Consider the following 25,240-nt stretch of genomic DNA (forward strand, 5'->3'; position numbering starts at 1 on the left):
ACCTGCGTCATGTGGGGTGCTTCACCGGTGGGGGCCGTCGAATGTGACCGCGGTCTCGAAGGCGGCCCTCCTGGTCGCCCGGCGCAGCGCCCGCAGCAGGGCCGGGCCGAGGACCAGGGTGAGCACGACCGTGCACAGGGCCCGGCCCAGGTTCCAGCCCATGGCGGTGGCCAGGCTGTAGGCGAGGAAACGGGCCAGGTTGGCGGCGGGCCCCGCGTGCGGGTCGAAGGCGAGGCCGGAGGCGGTGCCGGCGAGCAGCGGCCAGCCGGCCAGGTCCACGACCGTGCCGTAGGCGAACGCGGCCACGAAGCCGTAGGCCGCGAGCAGGGCGAGCTCCGCCCGCCCGCGCAGCCGGCCGGGCCGCGGCAGCAGCCCGGCCCCCATCGTGAACCAGCCCATCGCCAGCATCTGGAACGGCAGCCACGGCCCCACCCCGCCGGTGAGCAGCGCCGACGCGAACATCGTGAGCGAGCCCAGGGTGAACCCGAAACCCGGCCCGAGCACCCGCCCGCTGAGCACCATCAGGAAGAACATCGGCTCGATCCCGGCGGTGCCCGCGCCGACCGGGCGCAGCGCCGCCCCGGTCGCGGCCAGCACGCCCAGCATGGCCACCGCCTTCGGGCCGAGCCCGGACTCCGAGATCGTCGCCGCAAGAACCGCGACCAGCAGCACCAGCAGACCCGCGAAGAGCCACGGCGCGTCCTGGGCGTGCGAGGCGATCCGGGAGGAGGGCGGGGCGAGGAAGGGCCAGCCGATCGCGACGACGCCGACGGCGCTGACGAGCAGCAGCGCGGCGAGGGAGCGGGGGCCGAGCCGGACCGGGCCGCTCATGCCGGGGCCTTCGCCAGTACCGCGCGCACCTGCGCCACGGTGAGCCACCGCTGGGGCGCGAGGATCTTCGTCACCTGCGGTGCGAAGGACGGTGAGGAGACCACGATCTCGTCCGTCGGGCCGTCCGCGATCACCTCGCCCTCCGCGAGCAGCACCACCCGCTGCGCGAGCTCGGCGGCCAGCTCCACGTCGTGGGTGGCCAGCACGATCGCGTGCCCGTCCGCGGCGAGCGCCCGCAGCACGCCGACGAGCCGGGCCTTCGCCGCGTAGTCCAGACCCCGCGTCGGCTCGTCGAGGAGGAGCAGCGGCGGCCTGGCGGTCAGTACGACGGCCAGCGCGAGCGCCAGCCGCTGCCCCTCGGACAGGTCACGCGGGTGGGTGCCGTCGGCCACCCCGCGCAGCAGCTCGGACACCAGCTCCCGGCAGGTCCCCGGGGCCGCCCCCGCGTCCTGGTCGGCGGCCGCGCACTCGGCGCCGACCGTGTCGGCGTACAGCAGGTCACGGGGTTCCTGCGGGACCAGCCCGACCAGGCGTACGAGGTCCCGCGGGCGGGTGCGGTGCGGGACGGCGCCGCCGACCAGGACCGACCCGGAATCCGGCGTCACCAGCCCGACCAGGGCGCTGAGCAGCGTGGACTTCCCGGCGCCGTTACGACCCATGAGCGCGACCGTCTCGCCGGGCGCGACGTCGAGATCGACCCACCGAAGCGCGTCCACCCGCCCCCGCCGCACGGCGAGCCCCCGAACCTCGGCCGCCGCCCCCACCGCCGCCCCGCGCTCAGCGGCCCCCGCGCCGAACGTCTCCGGAACCCGCCCCCCGAGCCGCTTCACCACCCGCACGGCAAACCCCGCCCGGGTGGTGCCGGGCCGCTCCCGGCGCTGCCCGGCGGGGCGCGGGGGCGCCTGCTCGGGGGGTTGTTCCCGGGCCGCTCCGGCGGGCTGCTTCGGCGTGTGTTCGGGTTGCCGGGGGATTCGGTCGGTGTGCCGGGCCGGTGGCCGCGTGTCCGGATGGTGCGGGGCGCGGGCGGCGAGGTGTTCGCGCAGGGGGGTCGCTCGGCGGCGGGCGTCCCGTACCGTCAGGGGCAGCGGGGACCACTCGGCCAGCCGTCCCAGTTCCACCACCGGCGGACACACCGGCGACACGGCCATCACCTCGGCGGGGGTGCCGGTCACCGGCGCCGCCCCCGCCTCCGGCAGCAGCACGACCCGGTCGGCGTACTGCACCACGCGCTCCAGCCGGTGCTCCGCCATGAGGACCGTCGTCCCCAGGTCGTGCACCAGCCGCTGGAGCACGGCCAGCACCTCCTCCGCGGCGGCCGGGTCCAGCGCCGAGGTCGGCTCGTCGAGGACCAGGACCCGGGGGTGCGGGGTGAGCACCGACCCGATCGCCACCCGCTGCCGCTGCCCGCCGGAGAGGGTCGCGATCGGCCGGTCCCGCAGCTCGGCGAGCCCGAGCAGATCGAGGGTCTCCTCCACCCGCCGCCGCATCACGGCCGGGGCCACCCCCAACGACTCCATCCCGTAGGCGAGTTCGTCCTCCACCGTGTCGGTCACGAAGTGCGCGAGCGGATCCTGCCCCACCGTGCCCACCACATCGGCCAGTTCACGCGGCCGGTGCGTCCGGGTGTCCCGCCCCGCGACCGTCACCCGCCCGCGCAGGGTCCCCCCGGTGAAGTGCGGCACCAGTCCGCTCACGGCGTTGAGAACCGTCGACTTGCCGGTCCCCGACGGCCCCACGAGCAGCGCGAGTTCACCCTCCGGTACCTCGAGGTCGACGCCCTGGACGGCCGGCCCGGCAGCGCCCTCGTACGTCACGGAGACATCCTCGAAGCGGATCACGACGGCCTCTCCTTCGAAACGGTCAGTGCGGGCAGCAGCCCCAACAGCACGGCCGCCGCCGGCCACAGCGGCAGCGTCGGCGCGACCAGCGGCACGACCCCGGGGTGCAGGGCGTCCGGGTCGCGGGCCGCGGCGAGTGCGAGCAGCCCGGCCACGGCCACCCCCGCCCCGGACACCAGCCAGGCCCGCGCGTCCCACGGGTCAGGCCGGTAGCGGGTCCGCAGCGAACGCCGGCCCCCCAGCCGCAGCCCGGCCAGCGCGGCCCCCACCCCGGCCAGCAGCACCGGCGGCCCGTAGCCGGCATCCGCCTCGCCGAGCAGCCCGTACGTTCCCGCGCACACCCCGAGCAGGCCGCCCAGGGTGAGCGCGGCCGTGGTACGGCGGACCCGGGCGGGCACGTCGGCGCTGCGGCCGTAACCGCGCGCGTCCATCGCGGCGGCCAGGGCGACGGAACGTTCCAACGCCCCCTCCAGCACCGGCAGTCCCACCTGGAGCAGACCGCGGACACCGGCGTCGGGACGGCCCCGCAGTCTCCTGGCGGCCCGCAACCGCTGGGCGTCGGCGATGAGATGCGGCGCGAAGGTGAGTGCGACGACCACGGCGACGCCCATCTCGTACAGCGCCCCGGGCAGCGACTTCAGCAGCCGGGCCGGCTGCGCGAGCGCGTTCGCGGCGCCGACGCAGATCAGCAGGGTGGCGATCCTGAGGCCGTCGTAGAGGGAGAAGACGAGCGCCTCGGCGCTGACCCGGCCACCGAGCCGGATGCCCTGGGCCCAGTGGGGGAGGGGCACTTCGGGGAGGGTGACGAGGGTGTGCGCACCGGGGACGGGCGAGCCGAGGACCACGGTGAACGCGAGCCGGACGAGCAGGACCGCGAGGGCGAGCCTGGCGAAGGCACCGTAGGAACGGGACCAGGGGGTCGGGACGCGGCAGCCGGCCACGACGTACGCGGTCACCGCGACGAGGAGCGAGAGCAGCAGGGGGTTGGAGGTACGGGAGGCGGCCACCCCGAGGGAGAGCGACCAGACCCACCAGGCGCCGGGGTGGACGGAGGAACGGCGACGGCGCCTGGGGACGGGGGGTTCCACCCGCCCGCGTTCCCGGGGTGCCGCCGCGCCCGCACGGCGACGGTCAGGCATCCCTGCGCCGCCGCGCCTGCCAGAACGCCCCCGCCGCCAGCACCACGACCACCCCCGCCCCGGCCAGCAGCCCCACCGACGGCCCGCCGTCCTCCGTACCCCTCGAGCCCGCCGAACGCCCCGAACCCCCTGAGCCCGCCGTCACCTGTTCCCCGCAGCCCTTCGCGGGATACCCGGCGATCGCGCACAGCAACGCGTTCGTGTCGTACCGCAACGGCTTCGCCACCGCGGCCAGCGCCTCCGCCGACGTCGCGGCGGCGGGCACCACCGCGCACGCCGTCCGCCGCGCCGGCGGACGCTCGCCGGACGGCGCGTCCGCCGGCGTGCCGAAGTCGACGACCAGCGCCACCCGCTTCTTCCCCCGGACCGCTTCGGTACCGGCGCAGATGGTCCGGAAGTCCGCCGTCCCGCGCGGCTGCGACGCGTCGCCGGAGTCCTCGCTCACCGCGAAACGGAACCCCTCCACCGCGCCGTCGGCCGGCTGCGCCGTGGACGGTCCCTGCGTGGCGTACGTCCAGCGCCCGCCGTCCCGCTCCCAGAAGGACCAGTACCGGTAGCCGGCGGCCTCGGCCCGCCCCGCCGAACCCCAGGCCGCCAGCAGCAGCACGGCCAGGAGCAGTGGGGCCGCGCGGCGGGCCGCGGTCACAGCTGCTGCTTCCGGCGGCCGCTGAGCAGGAAGCCGATGCCGATGCCGGCGACGAGACACGTCCCGACGATCCACCAGACGCTCGTGCCGGTCGACTTCCCGCCGTCCTTCTTCGCCTCCGTCTTCGTCTCCGTGTGCCGCGCGGCCTGCCGCGGTGCCGGTCCGGTCGCGTCGAGGGCCGCCACCAGGTCGGTACCGCCGAAGTCGCGCGGGTCCGCGCCCATCGCGTGCGCGGCGAGGACGAGTTCGGCGTAGGCCGCGGGGCCGCTCTGCTTCGCCCATGGTGCGGCATGGGCCGTGAGCCAGGCGTACGGCTTGCGCGCCTGCTCGGTCCAGCCCTGCGCGGCCAGCGCGACGACCGCGTCGGCGGTGTTGCCGTAGTCCGGCTGCGGCGCGGCACCGGCGAGCGCGGTGACGAGGTAGCCCTTGGCCGACATCGCGTCCGCCAGGTACGCGCCGCCGTTGCGGGCCACCTCGGCGCGCGTCAGCGTCTTGGCGCCGGAGCCGGGGTCGGAGCAGGCGGGGGCCTCGGCCGGGGTCTTCCCGGCCGTCGTCACGAAGCCCTTGCCGAGGGCGCCCAGCACCCCCGCCGCGGTGGCGTCCGCGTTGGCGGTCAGCTTCCCCTTCTTGCCGGGCTGATAGGCGAGTCCGCCGCCGCCGTCCTGGTCGCAGGGGATCGACCACGTGGCGAGGAGGTCGTACGGTGACCTGTCCGCGCTCGCGCCGGCCGCGGCGAGCGCGCCGACGACGACGCCGGTGGAGTTGGTGTCGCTGGGCGAGCCCGGGGCGTATCCCCAGCCGCCGTCCTCGTTCTGCCGTGCCTTCAGCCAGCCCACGGCCCTGTCCACGGCACCGCCGTGTCCGCCGACCGCTGCCAGCGCCTGTACGGCGGCCGCTGTGCTGTTCGTGTCGACCGCGGCCTTGGCGTCGCAGGCCGCCGTCGGGTCGGCGCGGAACGGGGCGAACGAGCCGTCCGCGCACTGCTGCCCGGCCAGCCAGTCCACCGCCTCGGCGGCCGGGGTCTCACCGGCCGTGTGCTGGGCGAGCAGGGCGAGGGACTGGCGCCAGACGCCGTCGTACTTGGGGTCCGAGTCGCCGAACAGTCCCGAGGGGAGCGCTGCCGGGGCGGTCGGGGACGGGGAGGCGGTGTCCGCGGCCGTCGCGGTGATCGTGGGTGCGGCCATGCCGATGACGGCGGTCGCGGCCAGCACCGCGGCGCTGCGGCGGAGGACGTTCATGGTCGGCGGGTGCCTCTCCCTGCGGGGAGCCGGGCAGCGCGGGACACCCCGGCGACCCGGCTCCGTGAAACCTCGACGGTGCCGTACGACGGCGGCGCCGGCGCACATGAGCCGATCAACGTCCCGCACGGGGCGGTCTTGCTCGCCGTCCCGCACCCGGTGCGGGCGAAGCCGGGAACCAGGAGCGCGGGACGGAACGGCGCCGGGTTTGCACCGGCTTCCTCCCGTACGGGCGCTGACGACCCGGCTACTTTACCGGCCGGTCCCCGGAGCCTGAGCGGCGGCTGTGCGGGTACGCCTCGGCACCGCCGGTCGGACGGCTACGCCGCCGTCGCCAGGGGTACGACCACCGCGGTCAGGTGGCGGCCCATGCGGTGCAGGGCGTCCGCGCAGTCGGACGGGGTGTCGCCGACCGCCACCCAGAGGGCGAGGCGGTCGGCGACGGTGACGTGGGCGCCGGGGTCCTGGGTGAGGATCATGCGGTCGGCGCCGGGCTCCCGGGCGGCGTCGGGGGAGAGATCCAGGTGGTCGAGGCGGCCGGTGACGGTGGGGTGGGCGAACTGGACCGCGGCCGCCCGTTGCCGGGTCGGCGTGGTGTCGGGCAGCTCGCCGGTGGCCAGCGCGGCCGCGGCCTGCGCGAGGTCGACGCCGGTGGCCCGCCTGACGAGCAGCGGGATCAGATCGCCGGGCAGGTGCGGGGTGACGTCGGTGACCCGGGGGCCGCGGTCGGTGAGCAGTAAGCCGATGTGCAGGACACCCAGGTCGACACCGAGGGCGTGCACGGCGCGGTCGACGGCCAGCCGCAGGAAGCGGTTGTGCAGCAGGCCGTCGTGGGCGTGCACGGTGTGCCGCAGCGGCTGCCGGGCGGGCGCCGGACCCAGGGTCGTACGGGTGATCGCGGCGATCCGGATCTCGCCGTCCAGGACGACGGTCTCCGCGCACACGCGGGGCGCGCCGGGATGGTCGGCCGGGTCGTCCGCGGGCACGCCGCGCCCGGCCGGCGAGGCGCGCAGGGCGGCCGGGTCCGCGCAGGCCGCGGCCGCGGCGGGGGACAGGCCGGGCAGCCCCAGCTGGGCGGCGATGGTGGCGGCGGCGACCGTGTACTCGTCCGAGAGGGTCAGCACCCCGCGGACCCGGTGCCGGGCCGCGAACCGCACCACCGCCGACGCCGTCGCCCCGCCCTTGCCGGGGTCCGCGGCGAGATGACCGGCCAGATGGGGGCGCGCCCAGGCGGGCGGTGCGGCGTCCACCAGCAGCACCGGGCGGGCCGCGGCGACGCGGGCCAGCGCGAACTCGTCGTAGGCGCGGCGGCGGCCGGTGCCGAGGAGCAGGACGGGCTGCGGCATCGGTTCGCCTCACCTTCGCGGGGAGGAGGCGGGGCGGCGGTTCGCCCCGGCCGCCGCTCCCCCGTCGGCGGCACCCGGAGCGGTTCGGTACGACCGTGGCCTGGTGGATCGTGATCCTTTCCTGTCGAAGCGTCATATGTCAACGATTGCTGCCCAATTCGGCAGGGGACCTTGGCATCTCTGGTGGACCGTACGGGTGATTGGGTAGCCTCGCGTCTGCCCGGCCGAGCGACCGCCGGGCGGCCTTCGACGCGTCCAGGGGGACCTTGGTGAGTGACGCCCATGCCCCGCTGACCGGCGTACTGGAACGGCTCGGCGAGCTGACGGGATGCCGCGGCCGGCTGTCCGAGGCGCTGGACGTGGCCGACCTCTCGCACCGCACCGGCATCCCGGTCGCGGTGGTCGCCGAACTGCTCGCCGGTGGCACCGCTCCCGAGACCGGGCTCGCCGAACGGGTGCGCCAACGGCTCGACTTCATCCGTGAGAACCGGCGCAGGCCCGACGGCAAGCGGTACTCGCTGGGCGAGCTCGCCGCCATCGCCGGCACCAGCAGGCAGTGGCTGAGCGAGTGGCGCAAGAGCGGCCTGCCGAGCCTCGAACACACCGACCGGCTGCGCCGGTTCTTCGGCCTCCCGGCCGGCTTCTTCACCGCCGACGAGCCCGAGGCGCTGTACGAGGCGCTCCAGCCGGTGCTGCAGGGCCTGGAGGCGCAGGCCGACCCGCTGTCCCGGCTGCGGGACAGCGGCCTGGTCCGGCTGGCCGCCCGCGCCCCGCAGATGAACCCCCGGCAGCTGGCCACCCTCGCCGACCTGGCGGAACTGATCGTCACCTCCGGGGGCGCCGTCAACTGAGGGGCACCGACCGGCAGGCACGGGGTGTCGCCCCGCCGAACGGGAGCACCAGGGACCGCGAGGCCAGCAGCCACCGCCCGGCCACCCTGCGGAACACGTCCTCATAGTGACCGACCTGGACCGGCGCCCCGGCCGGGACCATCTCCCCGGCGTACCCGTCGACGCGGTAGGTCTGGAAGTACGACGTGCCCGTGGCCGTGTCCGCGTCGGCGTCCGCGTCTTCGTCCGAACCGCCCACCGTGATCAGGATGTTGGACATGACCCGCCGGGAGAGGCGATCCGGTGGGCGGCTCCCGAAGTAGGCGGCGATCGCCCGCCGTCCCGCCACCCGTCGCCCGTCACCGGGCGGCGGCCACTGCCACCAGCCGTCCTCGGTGAACAGCTCGGCGACGGACGAGGGGTCACCGAGGTCCAGCCGGTGGACGAAGTCGATGACGAGGCGCTCGCAGGCGCGTTCGGCGAGCAGCCGCTCCAGGGGGTCCACGCGTCTCCTACCGCACCGCGACGTACGTGACCGGCTCGCTCCCCGGCACCGGTTCCGCCCGGCCCAGTTTCACCAGCCGCCGCAGATGGGCCTCCGCCTCCGAGACGGCGATGTTCCGCGAGCCGTAGGGGATCTGCTCCCAGGGCCGGTTCCACTCCATCCGGACCGCCAGTTCCCAGGGGGTGAGCGGCTCCTGGAGGAGGGCCAGCAGTCCCGTGAGCCGCTCCTCGTGATGGGCCAGCAGCGCGCGGACCCGGCCCCGCGCGTCGGCGAAGGTGTGCTGGTGGGCGGGGAGCACCTCGGCGGGGGCGAGGCGGCCGATGCGCTCCAGGGAGTCCAGGTAGTCGCCGAGCGGGTCGGTGACGGTGGCGTCGTCGGGGTCCTCGTACAGGCCGATGTGCGGGGTGATCTCGGGCAGCAGGTGGTCCCCGGAGAACAGTCGTCCGTGGCCCGGGAGCCGGGCGGGGTGCTCCTCCTCCAGGTGCAGGCAGACATGGCCGGGGGTGTGACCCGGAGTCCACACGGCCCGTACGCGCCGACCGGGCAGGTCGAGCAGTTCACCGGGCACGATCTCGCGGTCGGGCAGCGCCGGTGACAGGCCGGGCATGCTCCGCCGGCCACCACCGCGCAGCGGCGCGATGTGCTCCTCGGGAGCCCCGGCGGCCGTGAGCTTCGCCGCCATGTACGTGAACCACCGCTCGGGCCGGGTCTCCCGCGTCCGCCGCACGATCGCCGCGTCGGCGGCGTGCAGGGCGATCCAGGCCCCGGAGGCCTCGCGTACCCGCCCGGACAGCCCGTGGTGATCGGGGTGGTGATGCGTGATCACCACCCCGTGCACCTCGTCCACGCCGGTGCCGCAGGCCGCCAGCCCCGCCACCAGCACGTCCCACGAGCCGGGGTCGTCCCACCCGGTGTCGACCAGCACCGGGCCGCGATCGGTGTCGAGCACGTAGACGAGCGTGTGGCCCAGCGGGTTGTCCGGGATGGGCACCGCGAGGGACCGCACGCCGCCGCCCAGATCCCGCACCGCCGTCGAACCGCCCCGACTGTCCGTCATCAGCCCGCCTCCGCGCCCGCCCGTCCCACGGCCACCGCTCACTATAACTAGAACTGGTTTCAGATCCGACGGCGCGCGGGGAAGTTCCCGCTCCGCGCGGCCGCGTCCGCCGCAGTGATCCGGTACAGCACGTTCGGGCGGAGCGGTCCCTCGGGCGCGGCGGGGTCGTCGAAGTCGCCGGCCGGGTCCCGGGTCATGCCGATCCGGCGCATGACGGCCTGCGAGCGGAGGTTGCCGGCCGTGGTCACGGCGAGGATCTCGGGCAGTGCGAGCGCGCCGAAGCCGTGGGCCAGCACCGTCAGCGCGGCCTCGGTGGCGTAGCCGTGGCCCCAGGCCGGCCGGGCGAGCCGCCAGCCGATCTCCACGCCGCTGAACGGCAGGCCGTCCTCGACGTCGTCCAGCCCCGCGAAGCCGATGAACTCACCCGTGGCGCCCACCTCGACCGCCCACCACCCGTAGCCCCGCCGGTCGAACTCGGCCCGGAACCGTGCCACGGAGGCGTCGCTCTGCTCGCGGGTGAGGACGTCGCCCAGGTGCTCCCGCACCTCGGGGTCGGCGTTCATCGCCGCCCATGGTCCGAGGTCGGAGTCCTGCCAGGGGCGAAGGACGAGGCGTCCGGTGCGCAGTTCGGTCATGCGCCCCACCCAACGCGTACCCGCCGTCGCGGGCAACCGGTTTCCACCACCGGACCACCGGACCACCGGACCACCGCTCCACGCGGCGAGCGGACGCGGCTACGGCGTCGGTTGTGGACCGTCGGTCAGTCGGTGCAGGATCTCGTGTTCCGCCGGAGTGAGCGGCGGTCCCGACAGGCGGGGGAGCGGCGGGCCGGCCAGCACGGCCGTGACCACCGCCGGCCGCAGCAGGCGCAGCGGGCCCGCCTTGACGCTGGTGACATCCCAGAGGGCGGACGCGGCCGGGTAGGAGCCGGTCGCCGCCCGGAGCAGCCGCCGGGTGTACTTCGCCGAGATCCGGTCGGCGAGCGTGGGACCGCTGCCGACGATGCCCGGGTACAGGACGTCCGAGCTGACGGCCAGCGTCCACGCGGCCTCGATCGGCTTGGCCACTTCCCGCTGGGCCCGCCGGGCGAGACCGGGCGTTCCCCACCGGTCGCGCACCGTGCGAGCGAGCGCCAGAGCACTCAGCGCCGCCACCGACATGCCCTGTCCGTACAGCGGGTTGAAGGTGGCCAGGGCGTCCCCCAGCACCACGAGCCCGTCCGGCCAGACGGGTGCCTTCTCCAGGTAGCGGCGGGCATTGCTGGAGCTGTGGCTGGTGAAGACGGGCGTGAGCGGTTCGGCTCCGGCGACGAGCTGCCCCACGATCGGGTGCGGCAGGTCGAAGGCGTACTGCAGGAACTTCTCCTCGTCCTTCGGCGGCTCCCCGCCGCGCGAGCCCCCGAAGCTGACCATCCAGCGGGCGCCCTGCGCGTCGTCCTCGATCGGAACGACCATCCCGCTGCGGCCGGGCTCACCGGTGAACGGGTCGGGCTGGACGAGGGTCAGCGGCCACCCCTCCGCACCGCGCGGAGTCCGGAAGATCCGGGTGGAGTTGACGAGCCCGGTGTCCAGCGTGCGTTCCTGGATGCCGGTGATCCCCACCTCCTCGAGCCAGGTGACGATGCGGGATCCACGGCCGCTCGCGTCGACCACGAAGTCCGCGGCGAGATCGGCCTCCGAACCGTCGGCCGAGACCCGCAGCCCCTCCAGGGCGGTGAAGTCCGGCGCGAACCCGGCACCGCCGACGGCGGCGACCCGCACCCCGGTCACCCGCGCGGCCGAGCCGAGGAGGGCACGGGCGTGGGCCCGGTGCACACTGATCCCGCGGTACGTCATGACGGCGGTGCGCACGGCCCAGTCGAGGAGCGCCCGCGTGCACGTGACCATGTGGTGCCCGTCGCGGCTCCAGCGACGGAACCACCCCTCCGGGGTGAGCGCGAGCATGCCCCTGGCGAGGGATATCTCCTTGGCGCCGGCGTCGCGGAGATGGTCCCGTATGTCGATCGACGGGGGGACGAGCGCGTCGATGGCCTCCAGGCCGCCGGCCATCAGAAGATGCGCGTGGCGTCCCTGGGGCACCCCCCTGCGGTGGTCCGGGCCGCCGGGCAGGTCGTCACGGTCGAGCACGATCACCTCGTCGACCACGGTCGCCAGGGCGGCTGCGGCCAGAACGCCCGCCGTTCCGGCACCGATGACCACGGCTCTGCGCGGCATGAGACTCCTCAAGTCACTCCTGTGAGACCCTCACCGTAACCTTGTTCGCCTCGCCGGTGAGCGGCAACCGCCCCAGCGCGCGGGCCAGTTGCACCAGATCCCCGGTGCCGGGACCCGCGGTGGCCCGCAGCCGGTACCGGTCGGCCCCGCCGGGATCGTCCCGGGCGGGTTCCCGGCCCGGGTCCTGGGCGCCGCGCGCCGCCGTCACGACCATCGCGGCCTCGCAGACGACGCGGGCCTGCTCGGGCGTGTGGCCCTGCGCACGAGCCGCGGTGTACGCGGCGCGGCCGACGTTCCTGTCGAAGGCGGGCGTCAGCTGGAGAAGCGCGTCGTGGATGGACAGCTCACGCCACTGGAGCCACGCCTTGGGGAACTGCCACCAGGACGGCGCCGGCTTGGGGGCGGTGGTCAGCTCCCGCACCGCGGCCCACAGGGGGGCGAGTGCCCGGTAGTCCCACAGGCTCCGCCACTGTTCACGGGCCGCGGGCAGCAGCCGGGGCAGCACGAAGCCCACGCTGCAGATCAGAGCTCCCAGGGACGCCATCGGCGGGGCGACGTCGGTGGACAGGAAGTCGAGGTCGTGGCCCGTCCAGCGGGCGACGACGGCGGTGATCTTGCCGAACTCGAAGCCGACGACGTCCACGAGGATCCCGATGAGGATCAGCCACAGTCCCCGCCGGAGCAGACCCGTCACCGTCCGCGCCCACTTCAGGCAGACCGCGCACATGATCAGGGCGCACACCCCGTGTCCGAGCAGGTAGAGGGCGATCATCTCCCGCATGCCGGGCGTGGTCGAGTAGTAGGTGTCGAGGTCCTGCAACCGCTCGACCGGGGCGTCGGCCAGGGCGAACAGCACGATGATCGCGGTGATGAGGAACGCGCACCCGGCGATGACGCGGCAGACCAGCCGCCGCACCCGGGCGGGACTGCCGCCGCGCCAGGTGATCAGCAGGACGAGCAGCGAGCAGCTGTAGGCCGAGATCAGCGAATAGGTCAGCGGCGCCCCGAAGTTCGGGATGCCGGTGGCCGAGTTCACCGCGGACAGGGTGACCGGCGCGGAACACGTGAAACAGCAGGCGGCAAGGGCGAGATTCGCGCTGGTTGATGCCGTGAGCGGGTGGCGCAGGGCGGCTCTGGGCCTCGGTGACAGCAGCACGGCGGACACGGCTAACAACGCGGCCGCCGAGTAGACGACGAAGCTCATGCTTCTGATCTCCCCTCAACCCCGGGCCGCGGGGGCAGGGTGTCGGAGGGTGCCCGGGCCTGCTCCAGAGAGGCGCAAGCGGCGACGGAGGCGGAAGCGGCGACGGAGGCGGCGCAGGACGCGGAAGCGGCGGTGGACGCGGAGGCCGAGTCGGCGAGGGCGTCGGCGACGTGGACCAGGTCCGTCACGTCCTTCACGACCTGGAGCTGGAGCGGCAGGTCGGCCATGCGCGACGCGAAGGCGGGCCGGCCGGCGCGCTCACTGCGCACGGCGGTGGCGACCGTGACCGCCAACGCAGCGGTGCCCGCCCGCCGGGAGCCGTCCGCCTGCCGGCTCTCGCGGGCGTACACCCGGTCGAACAGGTCGTGGTCGAGATGCGGTTCCAGGGCTTTCAGGCCGTTGTGGATGTTCGTCTCGCGCCAGGTCAGCCAGAGCCCCGGGGAGAGCGGCCGCGGCATGCGCAGGGACCTGCGGACGTTGAGGTCGGCGAGTTCCCGCTCCAGCGGCCGCAGACGGCGGTAGGTCCGCCAGGAGTCGTACCAGTGGGTCAGGCGTCGCCCCAGCAGCGGCAGGAGGACGCCGATGACGGTGAGGAAGGCGCCGATCCCCGCGAACCCCGGTGACAGGTCCGTACTGAGCAGCGACCAGTCGCGGCCGCTCCAGCGGGCGGCGACGGCGACGAGCTTGCAGACGCTGTACCCGGCGCCGGTCATGGTGCCGACGCCGAGCGTCACCAGGCCGACGCGCAGCCGGCCGGTCACGGCCCTCGCCCAGCGCAGCGACCGGACGCCGGTGACGGTGACGGCCGTCAGGTGCGCCACCAGGTACAGGACGATCATTTCCCTGATGAAGGGCGTGGTGGCGTAGTAGGTGTCGAAGTCGGACCGGCGCTCCGTGGAGGCGTCCCCGAGCGCGAACAGGATGCCGATGGCGACGATCACGGCGGCGTAGCCGAGCGTCCAGCGCCGGGCCGTCCGGTGCACGCGCGGGCCGCCCTGCCAGTACACGACGAGGACCAGTGAGGAGGCGCTGTAGGCGGTGATGTTGGCGTAGGTCAGCGGAGCCGCGAGATTCGGGACGTGGCTGACCTCGTTGATCACGCCCACGGTCGGCGGGGCCCCGAGCAGGAAGCACAGGCTGGCGAGGGCCAGGACCGCGGTGATGGCGCGCAGGTACGGATCCCGCCGGTGCCCGAGCAGATCGCGCAGCTTCGGCGCCAGCCCCATCCACAGCACACTGCAGCTGCCGTAGTTGATCAGGCCGCTCAAGGCTGCGTCCCCCGGTGGTCGAGGGCGGCCCCGATCCGGCCGGCGAGATCACTGGCCCCGCCGCGCGCCGCGTAGACGGAGTCCGGGGCCGCCCGCAGCCAGGGGCGCAGCCGCCGGGCGACGAGCAGCCCGAAGCTCTCGGCCTCCTTCTCGGCGGCCTCGACGAAGTCCGTACGGGCGGCGGCGGCCAGCTGCTCCGGACCGATCGACTGCGCCTTGTGCATGTGCCACACCTCGTGGCCGAAGATGACGAGCTTGTGCCAGTCCGCGGCGTCCTTCTCGATGACGATGTGGTCGACGACGCCCGCGTCGGGGTGGTGCTGTTCCATCCACATCCCGGTGGTGCGCAGGAACGCGGGGAACGACCGCCTGTGCACGAGCACGGGGCGGCCCCGCCACTGGTTCACGGACGCGACGAGGGCGTCGAAGAGCACATCGGGATCCGCCGGAACCGGAACCCGCAGCGGCTCGATCAGCGCATCCGCCAGCCGGTGCATCTCTTTCCTCTTACGCACGCCTCTCCCCGGGAGCGTCGAACGCCGTGCAGGACCCCGCGGTGTGGACACGGGTGGACCGCAATATGCCAAGTGTCGCGCGACTCGGCTACCTCCAGGGGCGCCCGGCCGGGACGGATGGCCTGACGACGGCCACGAGTGGCGGGGAAACGGCTGCTCAGACGGCCCGGGTCCAAAAGCTGGAGGGAGTCGGCTTGGAGCCTCTACCGATGTGATCAGGCGTTCGCTGCCTCGTGGTCCGCGTACAGGGAGGACTGCCGACACTCCCGGACTACCGAGGCCGGCCAAGCGGGATCGTACGCAACACTCTCTGCCAGGCGCCGGAACGTCGTCCGTTTCTCCTGGCCCGCCGTGATCATGATGGACCTGTGCGAGTGATCCGCGATGGTCGACACACCAACGGTCACTCCCAGTCTCGGGACTTCGGCAAGTGTGGTGAAGAGCGGGTAAGTCGCCAGGTTGTCGCGCCTGGTGGACTCTGCGAGCTCCACCACTCTGGTACCACAGGTGCGAGGTGAACCAGGCGGGTTGAACCCGACGTGGCCGTCGGACGACCCCGAGGCCAGCAGGAAAAGATCTACACCGCCGGCTGCCCGCAGCCTCTCGTCGAACTCCGCCGGGTCGTTCGGGTCCGGTATCCACACATGGTGCGAGGCGATGCCCTGCCCGGAAGGGAGCACGTCGTTGACGGGCTCGACGATTTCCTCTTCCGCGAAACGGCGGCAGCTCCAGTGCTCGCCGTCGTCGGGTAGTTGGAAGCCGTCGCCCGTCGCAAGGACGTAGGAATCCATCATGACCAGGTACAAGTGGTTCAGGGGCCGGCGATCTGCGGCCAGCTGGTGGGCGAGAGCCCTGAAGACCGGGCGCGCGCTCCGGCCGGCTGGGCAACCGAGCAAGTAGGCGGCCCCATGTTCCCGAGCGCGTCGGAGGCCGTCGACGATGATCGACGCTACTGTTTCGCCGAGCTCGACATCATCGGGAAAGACTCGGACATCCATAAGCCCCCCACCTCGACCCCTTCATGATGTGAGGGGAACATATTCTCACAAAGACCTCACGCCAAACAGACCGGGATGTGAGCGACCGTCAGGTGCACGACTCTTGCGGGAAGCGCGATTTCGGTCCTATTGTGCATGCTGCGTTGTGGCTTGCCGGACCGGTGGCGGTCCCGCGACGCTATTGGATCCGGGGGGACAATGTGCCGGCGTTGCCATCACCAGTGACGGATGTCCAAGAATTCGACACCGGCAGAGTGCATGATCTGCTGCGCGACTACGGACGTGCCAGGGCGGTTCAGGTCGCATTACGCATCCTGCAAGGTCCGCTCACGTATTCAGGTTGTGTCGCCATCACGATCGACATTCCCATCCGCCCCGGAATGAGAAGCAGACGCGTGATCGCGGCCGAAATTTCTGTACCGCTGCCTTCCTCGTCCCTTGAGCAGACTTCACGGGGGCCCGTTGTCGCCGAGGGCCTGTCGGCGTCGGCCCTGGACCGAGTCGTACCCGTCTGGCATGAGGAAATCGACGGAAGGCTCGCGATAGTTCTCGACGGGCGACGTCTGCGAAACTCCGGCTCGGTCCGCATCAGCCTGAAGACGGCCAGCGTCATGAACCTGGTGGGTGGCTCCGGCGCCTTCAAGACCTGGAGGCTCGGCATCGAGTTGCGCCTGCCGTCGGCCGAGTCGGTGGTGGTCATACTCGAGCATTCACCCGAACTCTCTCTGCGGGCACGGCTGGACAACAGTGAGTACCATTCGCTCGCACAATCTGCCGACGTGGACCTGGTGCGGAAGCTGGGTTTCTATCCGAGCCGGTCGGTGAGCCTGAAATACCTGTTCGGAAATCATGCGGCGTCAAGTTTTCGAGCGGTTTCCTTTCCGGCTTTCGCGGCGTCGTTGGGGCTTCTGTCGGCGGCGTACACATCTGCTCTCATCGAGGCGAAACACGCGGACCTCGCGGCGGTCTCACTTGCTCTCGCGCTGGTCCCGCCGGTCGTCCAGACCATAAAACCCGGGAAGGCCTTCTACCGCTCCGCAGACATCCATGTCCGGGGTCCCGACTTCTGGGTCCAGTCGTTCGCCGTGCTCGCCTACCTGGCGGGAACGCTGACAACCTTGATCAGTATCACGGACCTTCCGGGCCTGCGTGCGGCAGCACAGATCCTTTCCTATTCGCTGGGAGTCGCCACGGGTCTTACGGGGATCGGTATAGTGGCCGCGGTGCAACAGCAGATCATCCCTCCACATTTCTGTGACGTATGCGCCAGAAGGGTCGTGTGGAGACGTCGTAGTCGGCTTCATCTGGCGAGCAGGCGGACAGTCTGTAATCCCTGCTACCAGCAGATCGTCAGTAACGAGTAGATAATCAGGTAGCCCATGCGCAGTCTTGCCCGCACCGTGGTGCAAAGGATCTCCGAGGTTCTCAGGCCGGTACTCCAGGATCCTCAGGCGGTGGAGGATCTCAGCCCTGTTGTGGAGGACAAGGGGGGCGGACACACCGCGCACACCCTGGATGTAAAAGCCGAGAACATCCTTCTCGAGACGCTTGATGAACTTGGATACGAAGGCGTCCTCTACTCGGAGGAGCGTGGCCTGGTCACCCTGGGGAGCCAGGAACGGTTGCTGGTGTGCGACCCCTACTGCAACACCTCCCTGACCTTCAGGGGCTTCCGGGAATGCGCCGTCGCCGCGTACGAGTTCGGAGCCGAGGGCGACTTCGTCGAGGGTGCGATCGCTGATCTGCAAGTCCGCCGCATCCTTCAAGCGAGGGCAGGTGACGGTGCCTGGCAGTTCCGGCCGCCGGCCATGGACGTTCCGGGGCGCGTGTCCGTCTCCGACGTCCGGGGCGTCGAAGACGCCTTCCTGGCTGTTTCACTCCTCAAAAGAAAGCGCCGGAAAACGCTGCCCGCCCGCCTGGTGGCCGAGGCGGGCATGGTGACCACTGTCGACGGCGCGATCATCGCCGCCAGAATCTCCTTCGGCGAGATCGACGGTTTCGTCGACGCTGTCGTCGGTCAGCCCTACTACGAGGCACTGGCTTATCAGATGGTGGAGTGTGCGGGCGGTGTGGTCACCGACGACCGCGGGCGGCCGGTCGACTTTGCGCAGATCGCACGGTCGTTGTCACGGGGAGACGTACAGCGGCAGCCGATCGTGGCGGCGGCGAATCCGGCTCTGCACGCCGAGATCATGGCTCTGCTGCGCGGCGACTGAGCCGCGTCCGCCGCACGATCGAGGGCGTGCACCGGGCGGTCCGTGCGCACGGCGGTGGTCCGGTCGGCTTGACGCCCCAACCCGGCACTGCCAAAACCCCTGGTGAAGAACCATTTGGTCCCTTCCCTGGCCAAGTCTAACTAGAACTGGTATCAGTTCTGAGACATCGTCAGAAAGGGTGGCGGGGCGCCATGACCGAGTTCCTGGAGCACGGACAGCTGTTCATCGGCGGGGAGTTGACCGACCCCCTCGGCAAGGACGTCATCGAGGTGGTCTCGCCGCACACCGAGGAGGTCTTCGGGCGGGTGCCGCACGCCTCGCGGGCGGACGTGGACCGGGCGGTGGCGGTGGCCCGGCGGGCCTTCGACGAGGGGCCCTGGCCGCGGATGACGCTGGACGAGCGGATCGAGGTCGTCACCCGGATCAAGGACGCGATCGCCGTACGGCACGAGGAGATCGCCCGGGTGATCTCCTCCGAGAACGGCTCCCCGTACTCCTGGAGCGTCCTCGCGCAGGCCCTCGGCGCGATGATGGTGTGGGACGCGTCGATCAGGGTGGCGCGCGACTTCACGTACGAGGAGACGCGCGACGGCGTGCTCGGGAGGATCCTGGTGCGGCGGGAGCCGGTCGGGGTGGTGGCCGCCGTGGTGCCGTGGAACGTGCCCCAGTTCGTCGCCGCCGCCAAGCTCGCCCCCGCGCTGCTCACCGGTTGCACGGTGGTGCTCAAGCCGTCCCCGGAGTCCCCGCTGGACGCGTACATCCTGGGCGAGATCACCAGGGAGGCCGGGCTGCCGGACGGGGTCCTGTCCATCCTCCCGGCGGACCGCGAGGTGAGCGAGTACCTCGTGTCCCATCCGGGCGTCGACAAGATCTCGTTCACCGGGTCGGTGGCCGCCGGCCGGCGGGTGATGGAGGTCGCGTCGCGGAACCTCACCCGGGTGACCCTGGAACTGGGCGGCAAGTCTGCGGCGGTCGTGCTGCCGGACGCCGACGTGTCCGCCGCCGTCGCCGGGATCGTCCCGGCCGCCTGGATGAACAACGGGCAGGCGTGCGTCGCCCAGACCCGCATCCTCGTCCCGCGCTCCCGCTACGACGAGTTCGCCGACGCCTTCGCCGCCGCGGCGAGCGCCCTGAAGGTCGGCGACCCGCTCGACCCGGCCACCCAGGTGGGGCCGCTGGTCGCCCGGCGCCAGCAGCAGCGGAACCTGGACTACATCCGGATCGGGCTGGAGGAGGGCGCGAAGATACTCACCGGCGGCGGGCGCCCGGCGGGCCTCGACAAGGGGTGGTACGTCGAACCGACGCTCTTCGGCGACGTCGACAACTCCATGCGGATCGCCCGCGAGGAGATCTTCGGACCGGTGATCTGCCTGCTCCCCTACGGCGACGAGTCGGAGGCCCTCAAGATCGCCAACGACTCCGACTACGGGCTGAGCGGCAGCGTGTGGACGGCGGACGTGGCGCACGGCATCGAGGTCGCCCGCCAGGTCCGTACCGGCACGTACTCGGTCAACACCTTCAGCCTCGACATGCTCGGACCGTTCGGGGGCTACAAGAACTCCGGTCTGGGGCGGGAGTTCGGCCCGGAGGGGTACGGCGAGTTCCTGGAGCACAAGATGATCCATCTGCCCGCCGGGTGGGAGGCGTGACGGGCCATGGGTGACCGCTGGCACGTCGAGGTCGACCGGTCGATCTGCATCGGCTCGGCCCAGTGCGTCCACCGCGCCACCGGCTCCTTCCGCCTCGATTCCGCCATGCAGTCCCACCCGGTGGACCCGGAGACGGACGCCAACGGCAGGATCCTCGACGCGGCGGAGAACTGCCCGGTGGAGGCGATCACGATCACCCTCCTGGACACCGGAGAACCGGTCTTCCCACCGGAGGACTGACCGGAGGACTGACCGGAGGACCGAGCCGGCCGGTGGGGGTGGGACTGGTCGGAGGGGGCGCGGGTGAGGGGGCGGGGGTCAGGGTCGGCGGGGTTCCACTGTGGCGAAGACGGCGCGGGTGCGGGTGCCTTCGGGGTGGTCCCAGGCGCCGGTGACGTGGCCGACTGCGTCCGCGGGGGGTGTCGAGCCGGGCGTCAGGACGCGTCGCAGGCGCAGCACCAGGCCGGTGTCCGGTACGGCGAACTCGGTGGTCCCGTCCGTGTCGACGGGGGCGCCGAGCCCGGACAGGGGGAGGTCGCCGGTGCATCCGCGGACCACCTCCCGGTCGGGCGTGTCGGTGAGGCTCTGCGCCTGCGCCTCGGCGCGGCCCTCGATCAGGGCGAGCAGCTCCGCCGTCAGCACGGGGTCGTGGCAGCCGTCGTAGGCCCACCGGGTACCGAGCACCCCGTGCTCCGTGGTGCCCACGAGCGCGTGCTCGGCGCCCTCCAAGGGTGCGCCGCGGTAGGTGAGCGGCACGAGGTACGCCGCCGACCCGTCGGTGACGACCATGAACTCGATCCCGACCTCACCCTCGGGGTCGTCGAGCCGGAACCCGCCGGCCTTCGCCAACTCCGGTACGGCGGGGCCGTGGTACCAGGGGCGGCTGGGCAGCCAGGCGGAGAGGAGTTCGACCTTGGTGGGCTTGAGGGTGGTGCGGTGGATGAGAGCCATGGGGCGATTCTCCCCGCGATCAGGTCCCGATGTCGGATAAACGTAAAAAAATGTGCTATGGGGGGGTTCTCTTTCGCTCCCCGCGTTCTATCCTTGAAGCAGCCTACGAGGCGAGTGAGGGAGTCCGAGCGGAGTAGCCGACTCAGGCGTGACGCAGATGCAGAGGCATCCGCCGGTGCCGACGTCGACGGTCGGGCTGAGAGGCCGGAAGGCAGCGGTTGGGCCGAACGGCGACCCCCATCACCTGATCCGGACCATACCGGCGAAGGGAACCCGTCTCGTAGGTTTCGCTTGCCCTACGCCCGCTCGCCCGGCTCCGTCAGGTCGATCAGCCGGCACACCGTCTCGATGTCGATCTTGACCTGGGCGATGGAGGCCCGCCCGGAGAGCCAGGTGATCAGCGCCGAGTGCCAGGTGTGCTCGATCACGCGGACGGCGGAGAGCTGGGCGGGGGTCGGGTCGGTCAGCCCCATCGCGTCCAGGATGATCGCCGTGGTCTGCCGGGAGACCTGGTCGACCTCGGGGGACACGCTGCGGTCGGCGAAGGTGAGTGCCCGCACCATCGCGTCGGCCAGGTGCGGCTCCCGCTGCAGCGCCCGGAACGCCCGCATCAGGGTCTCGGCGACCCGCTCGGACGCCGTCTCGCCCGTCGGCGGCTTCTTGCGCAGCGTCCCGTGCATGTGCTCCAACTGGTCCTGCATGGTCGCGACCAGCAGGTGGACCTTGGACGGGAAGTAGCGGTACAGCGTCCCCAGCGCGACCTGGGAGGACTCGGCCACCTCGCGCATCTGCACGGCGTCGAAACCACCCCGGCTGGCGAGCTGCGCGCTCGCGTGCAGGATCTGGCGGCGCCGCGCCTCCTGCCGCTCGGTGAGCGGGGGAGAGGCCGGCCGGGCGCTGATGTCCACCTTGGCTTCCGCAGGCATGGGTCCCGTCCGTGACAGTCGGTGAGGGCAGTGCTCAGGGCGAGTGATCAGACAGCATGGCAGGGGTTCGCGTCGTGGCGCGAATCACCTGATCCACTGCTCACTCCGCCCCTACCTCCCGGTAGATTCAGAGCCTCCTGAACGATCAAGTCTGTAACTTGTTCTAGATTAGCGTCCCGACGTAACCTCGCGGGAAAGTGCAGGGAGAAGGGGGCCCGGAGTGACCGCTGAGGCCAGGCGGGCGGGTACCAAGGAGGAATCCGCCGCCGACGGCGAGCGACCGCTCGACATCGCGCTCCTCACCTATAAAGGGAACCCGTTCTGCGGCGGCCAGGGCGTCTACGTCCGGCACCTGTCCCGCGAGCTGGCCCGGCTCGGCCACCGGGTCGAGGTCATCGGCTCACAGCCGTACCCCGTCCTCGACGAGGGACACCCCGGGCTCACCCTCACCGAGCTGCCCAGCCTCGACCTCTACCGCTCCCCGGACCCCTTCCGGACGCCGAAGCGGGACGAGTACCGGGACTGGATCGACGCTCTCGAAGTCGCGACCATGTGGACCGGCGGCTTCCCCGAACCCCTGACGTTCTCCCTGCGCGCCCGCCGCCATCTGCGCGCCCGCGCCGGGGAGTTCGACGTCGTCCACGACAACCAGACGCTCGGCTACGGTCTGTTGGGGGACATCGGCGCGCCGCTCGTCACCACGATCCACCACCCCATCACCGTGGACCGGCAGTTGGAGCTGGACGCGGCCCAGGGCTGGCAGCGGCGCTACTCGGTGCGGCGCTGGTACGCCTTCACCCGGATGCAGAAGCGGGTCGCCCGCCGGCTGCCCTCCGTGCTCACCGTCTCCGGCACCTCCCGCCAGGAGATCGTCGACCACCTCGGCGTCCGCGAGGACCGCGTGCACGTCGTCCACATCGGCGCCGACACCGACCTCTTCGCGCCGGATCCGGCCGTGCCCCAGGTGCCGGGCCGGATCGTCACCACGTCGAGTGCGGACGTCCCCCTGAAGGGCCTGGTGTACCTCGTCGAGGCCCTCGCCAAGGTACGGACCGAGCACCCCGCCGCCCACCTCGTCGTCGTCGGCAAGCGGCCCGCCGAGGGGCCCGTCGCCCAGGCCATGGAGCGGTACGGCCTCGACGGCGCCGTGGAGTTCGTGAAGGGCATCTCCGACGCCGAACTCGTCGACCTGGTCCGCTCGGCCGAGGTCGCCTGCGTGCCCTCGCTCTACGAGGGCTTCTCGCTGCCCGCCGCCGAGGCCATGGCGACCGGTACCCCGCTGCTCGCGACCACCGGCGGCGCGATCCCCGAGGTCGCCGGGCGCGACGGGGAGACCTGCCTGGCGGTCCCACCGGGCGACGCCGACGCGCTGGCCGCCGGACTCGGCCGGCTGCTGGGCGACCCGGAGCTGCGGGCCCGGCTCGGCCACGCGGGCCGTGCGCGGGTGCTGCGGCACTACACCTGGGCGCGCGCCGCGGAGGGCACCGTGGCCCGCTACCGCGAGGCCATCGCCCGCCGCGCCGCGGCGCACCCCGCGTCCACGACCCCCGGCCGCCCGGCGGCCGCCCCCCGCGCAGACGTTGCATCCACTCCCGAAAGCAGGGCCACGTGCTGACCGTCGACTTCTCCCGGTTCCCGCTCGCCCCGGGCGACCGAGTCCTGGACCTCGGCTGCGGGGCCGGCCGGCACGCCTTCGAGTGCTACCGGCGCGGCGCCCGGGTCGTGGCCCTCGACCAGAACGCCGAGGAGATCCGCGAGGTCGCCAAGTGGTTCGCGGCGATGAAGGAGGCCGGTGAGGCCCCGGCGGGCGCCACGGCCACCGCCATGGAGGGCGACGCCCTCGCCCTGCCCTTCCCCGACGAGTCCTTCGACGTGGTCATCATCTCCGAGGTGATGGAACACATCCCCGACGACAAGGGCGTCCTCGCCGAGATGGTGCGGGTGCTCAGGCCGGGCGGCCGGATCGCGGTCACCGTGCCCCGCTACGGCCCCGAGAAGGTCTGCTGGGCGCTCTCCGACGCCTACCACGAGGTCGAGGGCGGCCACATCCGCATCTACAGGGCCGACGAACTGATCGGGAAGATCAAGGAGGCCGGACTGCGGCCCTACGGCACCCACCACGCGCATGCGCTGCACTCGCCGTACTGGTGGCTGAAGTGCGCGTTCGGCGTCGACAACGACAAGGCGCTGCCGGTGCGCGCGTACCACAAGCTGCTGGTCTGGGACATCATGAAGAAGCCGCTGGTCACCCGGGTCGCCGAGCAGGCGCTGAACCCGGTCATCGGCAAGAGCGTCGTGGTCTACGCGACCAAACCGCACCTGCCCGCCGCCGGCGACGACACGAACGCCCCCTCGGACGCCGAGGCGGCCGCCACGTGACCACTCCCCGGACAGAACACCTCGTCCTGCCCGGGGTCCTCACCGCCGAGCAGGCCGCCGCGACCGTCCGCGGCATCCTCGCCGTGCAGCGGGAGGACGGCGCGATCCCCTGGTTCCGGGGGCATCACCTCGACCCCTGGGACCACACCGAGGCCGCGATGGCCCTGGACGCGGCCGGTGAGCACGAGGCCGCCGAGCGGGCGTACACCTGGCTCGCCCGCCACCAGAACGAGGACGGCTCCTGGTACGCGGCCTACGCCGACGGCGCCCACGACGACGTCACCGACCGGGCCCGCGAGTCCAACTTCGTCGCCTACATAGCCGTCGGCGTCTGGCACCACTACCTCGCCACCGGCGACGACACGTTCCTCGACCGCATGTGGCCCGCCGTCTACGCGGCCGTCGAGTGGGTGCTGCGGCTGCAGCAGCCGGGCGGTGAGATCGGCTGGCGCCGCGAGGACGACGGCACCCCCGCCGACGAGGCGCTGCTGACCGGGAGTTCGTCCGTCCACCACGCGCTGCGCTGCGCGCTCGCCATCGCCGACCAGCGTGAGGAGCCGCAGCCGGACTGGGAGTTGGCGGTGGGCGCGCTGCGGCACGCGATCCGCAGGCACCCCGAGCGGTTCCTGGACAAGGACCGGTACTCGATGGACTGGTACTACCCGGTCCTCGGCGGGGCGTTGACCGGTGCGGAGGCGGGCGCGCGCATCGAGAAGGACTGGGACCGGTTCGTGGTCCCCGGGTTCGGGGTGCGCTGCGTCGTCCCCAACCCGTGGGTCACGGGCGGGGAGTCGGCGGAGCTGGCGCTGGCGCTGTGGGCGGTCGGGGAGTCCGACCGGGCGTTGGAGATCCTCCAGTCCATCCAGCACCTGCGGGACGCCGAGTCGGGGCTGTACTGGACCGGGTACGTGTACGAGGACGACGCGGTGTGGCCGCGGGAGCTGACGACGTGGACCGCGGGGTCGTTGCTGCTCGCCGTCGCCGCGCTGGGTGGGCATGATGCCACGTGCGCCGTTTTCGGGGGCGGTGAGCTTCCTTCGGGCCTTGAGGTGGACTGTTGCGCCTAGTGGGGCACGGGGGCTGTGGCGGCGCGGGTGCGGCGCCGTCGGGGCTTGTCGCGCAGTTCCCCGCGCCCCTTCCGGGGCGCCCGCACTGACCGGTGTTCGTCAGTGGCGGTGCATTCGGTTCGCTATGGCGTGGCCGATGAACAGGTAGACGATCGCCGCCAGGCCGTAGCCCGCCACCACCCTCGCCCACGCCGCGTCGAAGGTGAACAGGTCGCGCGACCAGCCTGCGAGCCAGGCGGCGGCGTCATGGACGAACTGGACCAGGCTGTTCGCCCGGTTCGCGTCCAGCAGATACATCAGGATCCACAGGCCCAGGATGAGCGCCATGACGTCGGCGACGAGCGCGACGACTCTACCGGCCTGGTTGGCACCGCGTTCAGAGGACATACCCTGCGGCTTGCCGCCGGACGGTCCTTGAAACCTG

At 72.4% G+C, this 25,240-nt stretch carries 25 protein-coding genes; 8 read left to right on the forward strand and 17 right to left on the reverse strand.

Annotated features, from left to right (window positions below):
- Positions 1 to 21: 21 nt before the first annotated feature.
- The 6 genes from ACZ3KP_RS30220 to ACZ3KP_RS30245 form a co-directional block, all read right to left on the reverse strand.
- A complete protein-coding gene (locus tag ACZ3KP_RS30220) occupies positions 22 to 831 on the reverse strand; it encodes an ECF transporter S component (RefSeq protein ID WP_467503203.1) in 810 nt (269 codons plus the stop codon).
- On the reverse strand, positions 828 to 2,669 hold the full coding sequence (locus ACZ3KP_RS30225) for an ABC transporter ATP-binding protein (protein WP_467503205.1): 1,842 nt from the start codon (positions 2,667 to 2,669) through the stop codon (positions 828 to 830). The genes ACZ3KP_RS30220 and ACZ3KP_RS30225 overlap by 4 nt, the downstream gene beginning before the upstream one ends.
- The gene (locus ACZ3KP_RS30230; protein ID WP_467503207.1) at positions 2,666 to 3,808 is read right to left on the reverse strand and encodes an energy-coupling factor transporter transmembrane component T; all 1,143 of its coding nucleotides are present in this window, start codon (positions 3,806 to 3,808) and stop codon (positions 2,666 to 2,668) included. The genes ACZ3KP_RS30225 and ACZ3KP_RS30230 overlap by 4 nt, the downstream gene beginning before the upstream one ends.
- Positions 3,801 to 4,454, reverse strand: a complete 654-nt coding sequence (locus tag ACZ3KP_RS30235) for an SCO2322 family protein (RefSeq protein WP_467503209.1) — start codon at positions 4,452 to 4,454, stop codon at positions 3,801 to 3,803. The genes ACZ3KP_RS30230 and ACZ3KP_RS30235 overlap by 8 nt, the downstream gene beginning before the upstream one ends.
- Entirely contained in the window at positions 4,451 to 5,692 is a 1,242-nt protein-coding gene (locus tag ACZ3KP_RS30240; RefSeq protein ID WP_467503210.1) for a prenyltransferase/squalene oxidase repeat-containing protein, read from the reverse strand. Before ACZ3KP_RS30240 ends, ACZ3KP_RS30235 begins: the two co-directional genes overlap by 4 nt.
- A gap of 320 nt (positions 5,693 to 6,012) precedes the next feature.
- Entirely contained in the window at positions 6,013 to 7,038 is a 1,026-nt protein-coding gene (locus tag ACZ3KP_RS30245; RefSeq protein ID WP_467503212.1) for a hypothetical protein, read from the reverse strand.
- Positions 7,039 to 7,307: 269 nt separating this feature from the next.
- On the opposite strand from ACZ3KP_RS30245, the gene ACZ3KP_RS30250 reads away from it, so the two are divergent.
- Positions 7,308 to 7,889, forward strand: coding sequence for an XRE family transcriptional regulator (locus tag ACZ3KP_RS30250; RefSeq protein ID WP_358970662.1), 582 nt, complete (start codon positions 7,308 to 7,310; stop codon positions 7,887 to 7,889).
- Here the strand turns inward: ACZ3KP_RS30250 and ACZ3KP_RS30255 are convergent.
- The 8 genes from ACZ3KP_RS30255 to ACZ3KP_RS30290 all read right to left on the reverse strand — a co-directional run bounded on the left by ACZ3KP_RS30255 (position 7,882) and on the right by ACZ3KP_RS30290 (position 15,628).
- Positions 7,882 to 8,373, reverse strand: coding sequence for a nuclear transport factor 2 family protein (locus tag ACZ3KP_RS30255; RefSeq protein ID WP_467503214.1), 492 nt, complete (start codon positions 8,371 to 8,373; stop codon positions 7,882 to 7,884). The two genes, ACZ3KP_RS30250 and ACZ3KP_RS30255, sit on opposite strands and share 8 nt — an antisense overlap.
- A gap of 7 nt (positions 8,374 to 8,380) precedes the next feature.
- Positions 8,381 to 9,430, reverse strand: a complete 1,050-nt coding sequence (locus ACZ3KP_RS30260) for an MBL fold metallo-hydrolase (protein ID WP_467503216.1) — start codon at positions 9,428 to 9,430, stop codon at positions 8,381 to 8,383.
- Between the two features lie 59 nt (positions 9,431 to 9,489).
- Positions 9,490 to 10,065 carry a GNAT family N-acetyltransferase gene (locus tag ACZ3KP_RS30265; RefSeq protein WP_467503218.1) on the reverse strand — a complete coding sequence of 192 codons (576 nt, stop codon included), beginning with the start codon at positions 10,063 to 10,065 and terminating at the stop codon, positions 9,490 to 9,492.
- A 99-nt stretch (positions 10,066 to 10,164) separates the two neighbouring features.
- Positions 10,165 to 11,643, reverse strand: a complete 1,479-nt coding sequence (locus ACZ3KP_RS30270; RefSeq protein ID WP_467503220.1) for an FAD-dependent monooxygenase — start codon at positions 11,641 to 11,643, stop codon at positions 10,165 to 10,167.
- Positions 11,644 to 11,656: 13 nt separating this feature from the next.
- On the reverse strand, positions 11,657 to 12,847 hold the full coding sequence (locus tag ACZ3KP_RS30275; protein ID WP_467503222.1) for a DUF6545 domain-containing protein: 1,191 nt from the start codon (positions 12,845 to 12,847) through the stop codon (positions 11,657 to 11,659).
- Entirely contained in the window at positions 12,844 to 14,115 is a 1,272-nt protein-coding gene (locus tag ACZ3KP_RS30280) for an MAB_1171c family putative transporter (RefSeq protein ID WP_467503224.1), read from the reverse strand. Before ACZ3KP_RS30280 ends, ACZ3KP_RS30275 begins: the two co-directional genes overlap by 4 nt.
- On the reverse strand, positions 14,112 to 14,630 hold the full coding sequence (locus ACZ3KP_RS30285; RefSeq protein ID WP_358970642.1) for a toxin: 519 nt from the start codon (positions 14,628 to 14,630) through the stop codon (positions 14,112 to 14,114). Before ACZ3KP_RS30285 ends, ACZ3KP_RS30280 begins: the two co-directional genes overlap by 4 nt.
- Before the next feature lie 215 nt (positions 14,631 to 14,845).
- On the reverse strand, positions 14,846 to 15,628 hold the full coding sequence (locus ACZ3KP_RS30290) for a 6-phosphogluconolactonase (RefSeq protein WP_467503227.1): 783 nt from the start codon (positions 15,626 to 15,628) through the stop codon (positions 14,846 to 14,848).
- Between the two features lie 77 nt (positions 15,629 to 15,705).
- Between ACZ3KP_RS30290 and ACZ3KP_RS30295 the strand changes: the two genes are divergently transcribed.
- The 4 genes from ACZ3KP_RS30295 to ACZ3KP_RS30310 all read left to right on the forward strand — a co-directional run bounded on the left by ACZ3KP_RS30295 (position 15,706) and on the right by ACZ3KP_RS30310 (position 19,733).
- Entirely contained in the window at positions 15,706 to 16,992 is a 1,287-nt protein-coding gene (locus ACZ3KP_RS30295; RefSeq protein WP_467503229.1) for a hypothetical protein, read from the forward strand.
- A gap of 15 nt (positions 16,993 to 17,007) precedes the next feature.
- Complete coding sequence (locus tag ACZ3KP_RS30300) at positions 17,008 to 17,844, forward strand: inositol monophosphatase family protein (RefSeq protein ID WP_467503231.1); 837 nt, start codon at positions 17,008 to 17,010, stop codon at positions 17,842 to 17,844.
- 191 nt (positions 17,845 to 18,035) lie between these two features.
- Positions 18,036 to 19,493 (forward strand): aldehyde dehydrogenase, encoded by a 1,458-nt coding sequence (locus tag ACZ3KP_RS30305; RefSeq protein ID WP_467503232.1) that lies wholly within the window; start codon positions 18,036 to 18,038, stop codon positions 19,491 to 19,493.
- A 6-nt stretch (positions 19,494 to 19,499) separates the two neighbouring features.
- The gene (locus ACZ3KP_RS30310; protein WP_132886524.1) at positions 19,500 to 19,733 is read left to right on the forward strand and encodes a ferredoxin; all 234 of its coding nucleotides are present in this window, start codon (positions 19,500 to 19,502) and stop codon (positions 19,731 to 19,733) included.
- A 78-nt stretch (positions 19,734 to 19,811) separates the two neighbouring features.
- Here ACZ3KP_RS30310 and ACZ3KP_RS30315 read toward each other — a convergent pair whose 3' ends face one another.
- On the reverse strand, positions 19,812 to 20,444 hold the full coding sequence (locus tag ACZ3KP_RS30315; RefSeq protein ID WP_467503235.1) for a maltokinase N-terminal cap-like domain-containing protein: 633 nt from the start codon (positions 20,442 to 20,444) through the stop codon (positions 19,812 to 19,814).
- 296 nt (positions 20,445 to 20,740) lie between these two features.
- Positions 20,741 to 21,370, reverse strand: a complete 630-nt coding sequence (locus tag ACZ3KP_RS30320) for a TetR family transcriptional regulator (RefSeq protein ID WP_467503236.1) — start codon at positions 21,368 to 21,370, stop codon at positions 20,741 to 20,743.
- Positions 21,371 to 21,590: 220 nt separating this feature from the next.
- Between ACZ3KP_RS30320 and ACZ3KP_RS30325 the strand changes: the two genes are divergently transcribed.
- Genes ACZ3KP_RS30325 through ACZ3KP_RS30335 form a run of 3 tightly spaced genes read left to right on the forward strand, consistent with a single transcriptional unit; the run spans position 21,591 to position 24,816 of the window.
- Positions 21,591 to 22,985 carry a glycosyltransferase family 4 protein gene (locus ACZ3KP_RS30325; RefSeq protein WP_467503238.1) on the forward strand — a complete coding sequence of 465 codons (1,395 nt, stop codon included), beginning with the start codon at positions 21,591 to 21,593 and terminating at the stop codon, positions 22,983 to 22,985.
- On the forward strand, positions 22,979 to 23,749 hold the full coding sequence (locus ACZ3KP_RS30330; RefSeq protein ID WP_467503240.1) for a class I SAM-dependent methyltransferase: 771 nt from the start codon (positions 22,979 to 22,981) through the stop codon (positions 23,747 to 23,749). Before ACZ3KP_RS30325 ends, ACZ3KP_RS30330 begins: the two co-directional genes overlap by 7 nt.
- Positions 23,746 to 24,816: a prenyltransferase/squalene oxidase repeat-containing protein gene (locus ACZ3KP_RS30335; protein ID WP_467503242.1), complete on the forward strand. Its 1,071-nt coding sequence runs from the start codon at positions 23,746 to 23,748 to the stop codon at positions 24,814 to 24,816. Before ACZ3KP_RS30330 ends, ACZ3KP_RS30335 begins: the two co-directional genes overlap by 4 nt.
- Before the next feature lie 99 nt (positions 24,817 to 24,915).
- On the opposite strand, the gene ACZ3KP_RS30340 is transcribed toward ACZ3KP_RS30335, so the two are convergent.
- Entirely contained in the window at positions 24,916 to 25,203 is a 288-nt protein-coding gene (locus ACZ3KP_RS30340) for a hypothetical protein (RefSeq protein WP_358970628.1), read from the reverse strand.
- Positions 25,204 to 25,240: the final 37 nt, after the last annotated feature.

This window comes from Streptomyces sp. NPDC020958, assembly GCF_055562175.1.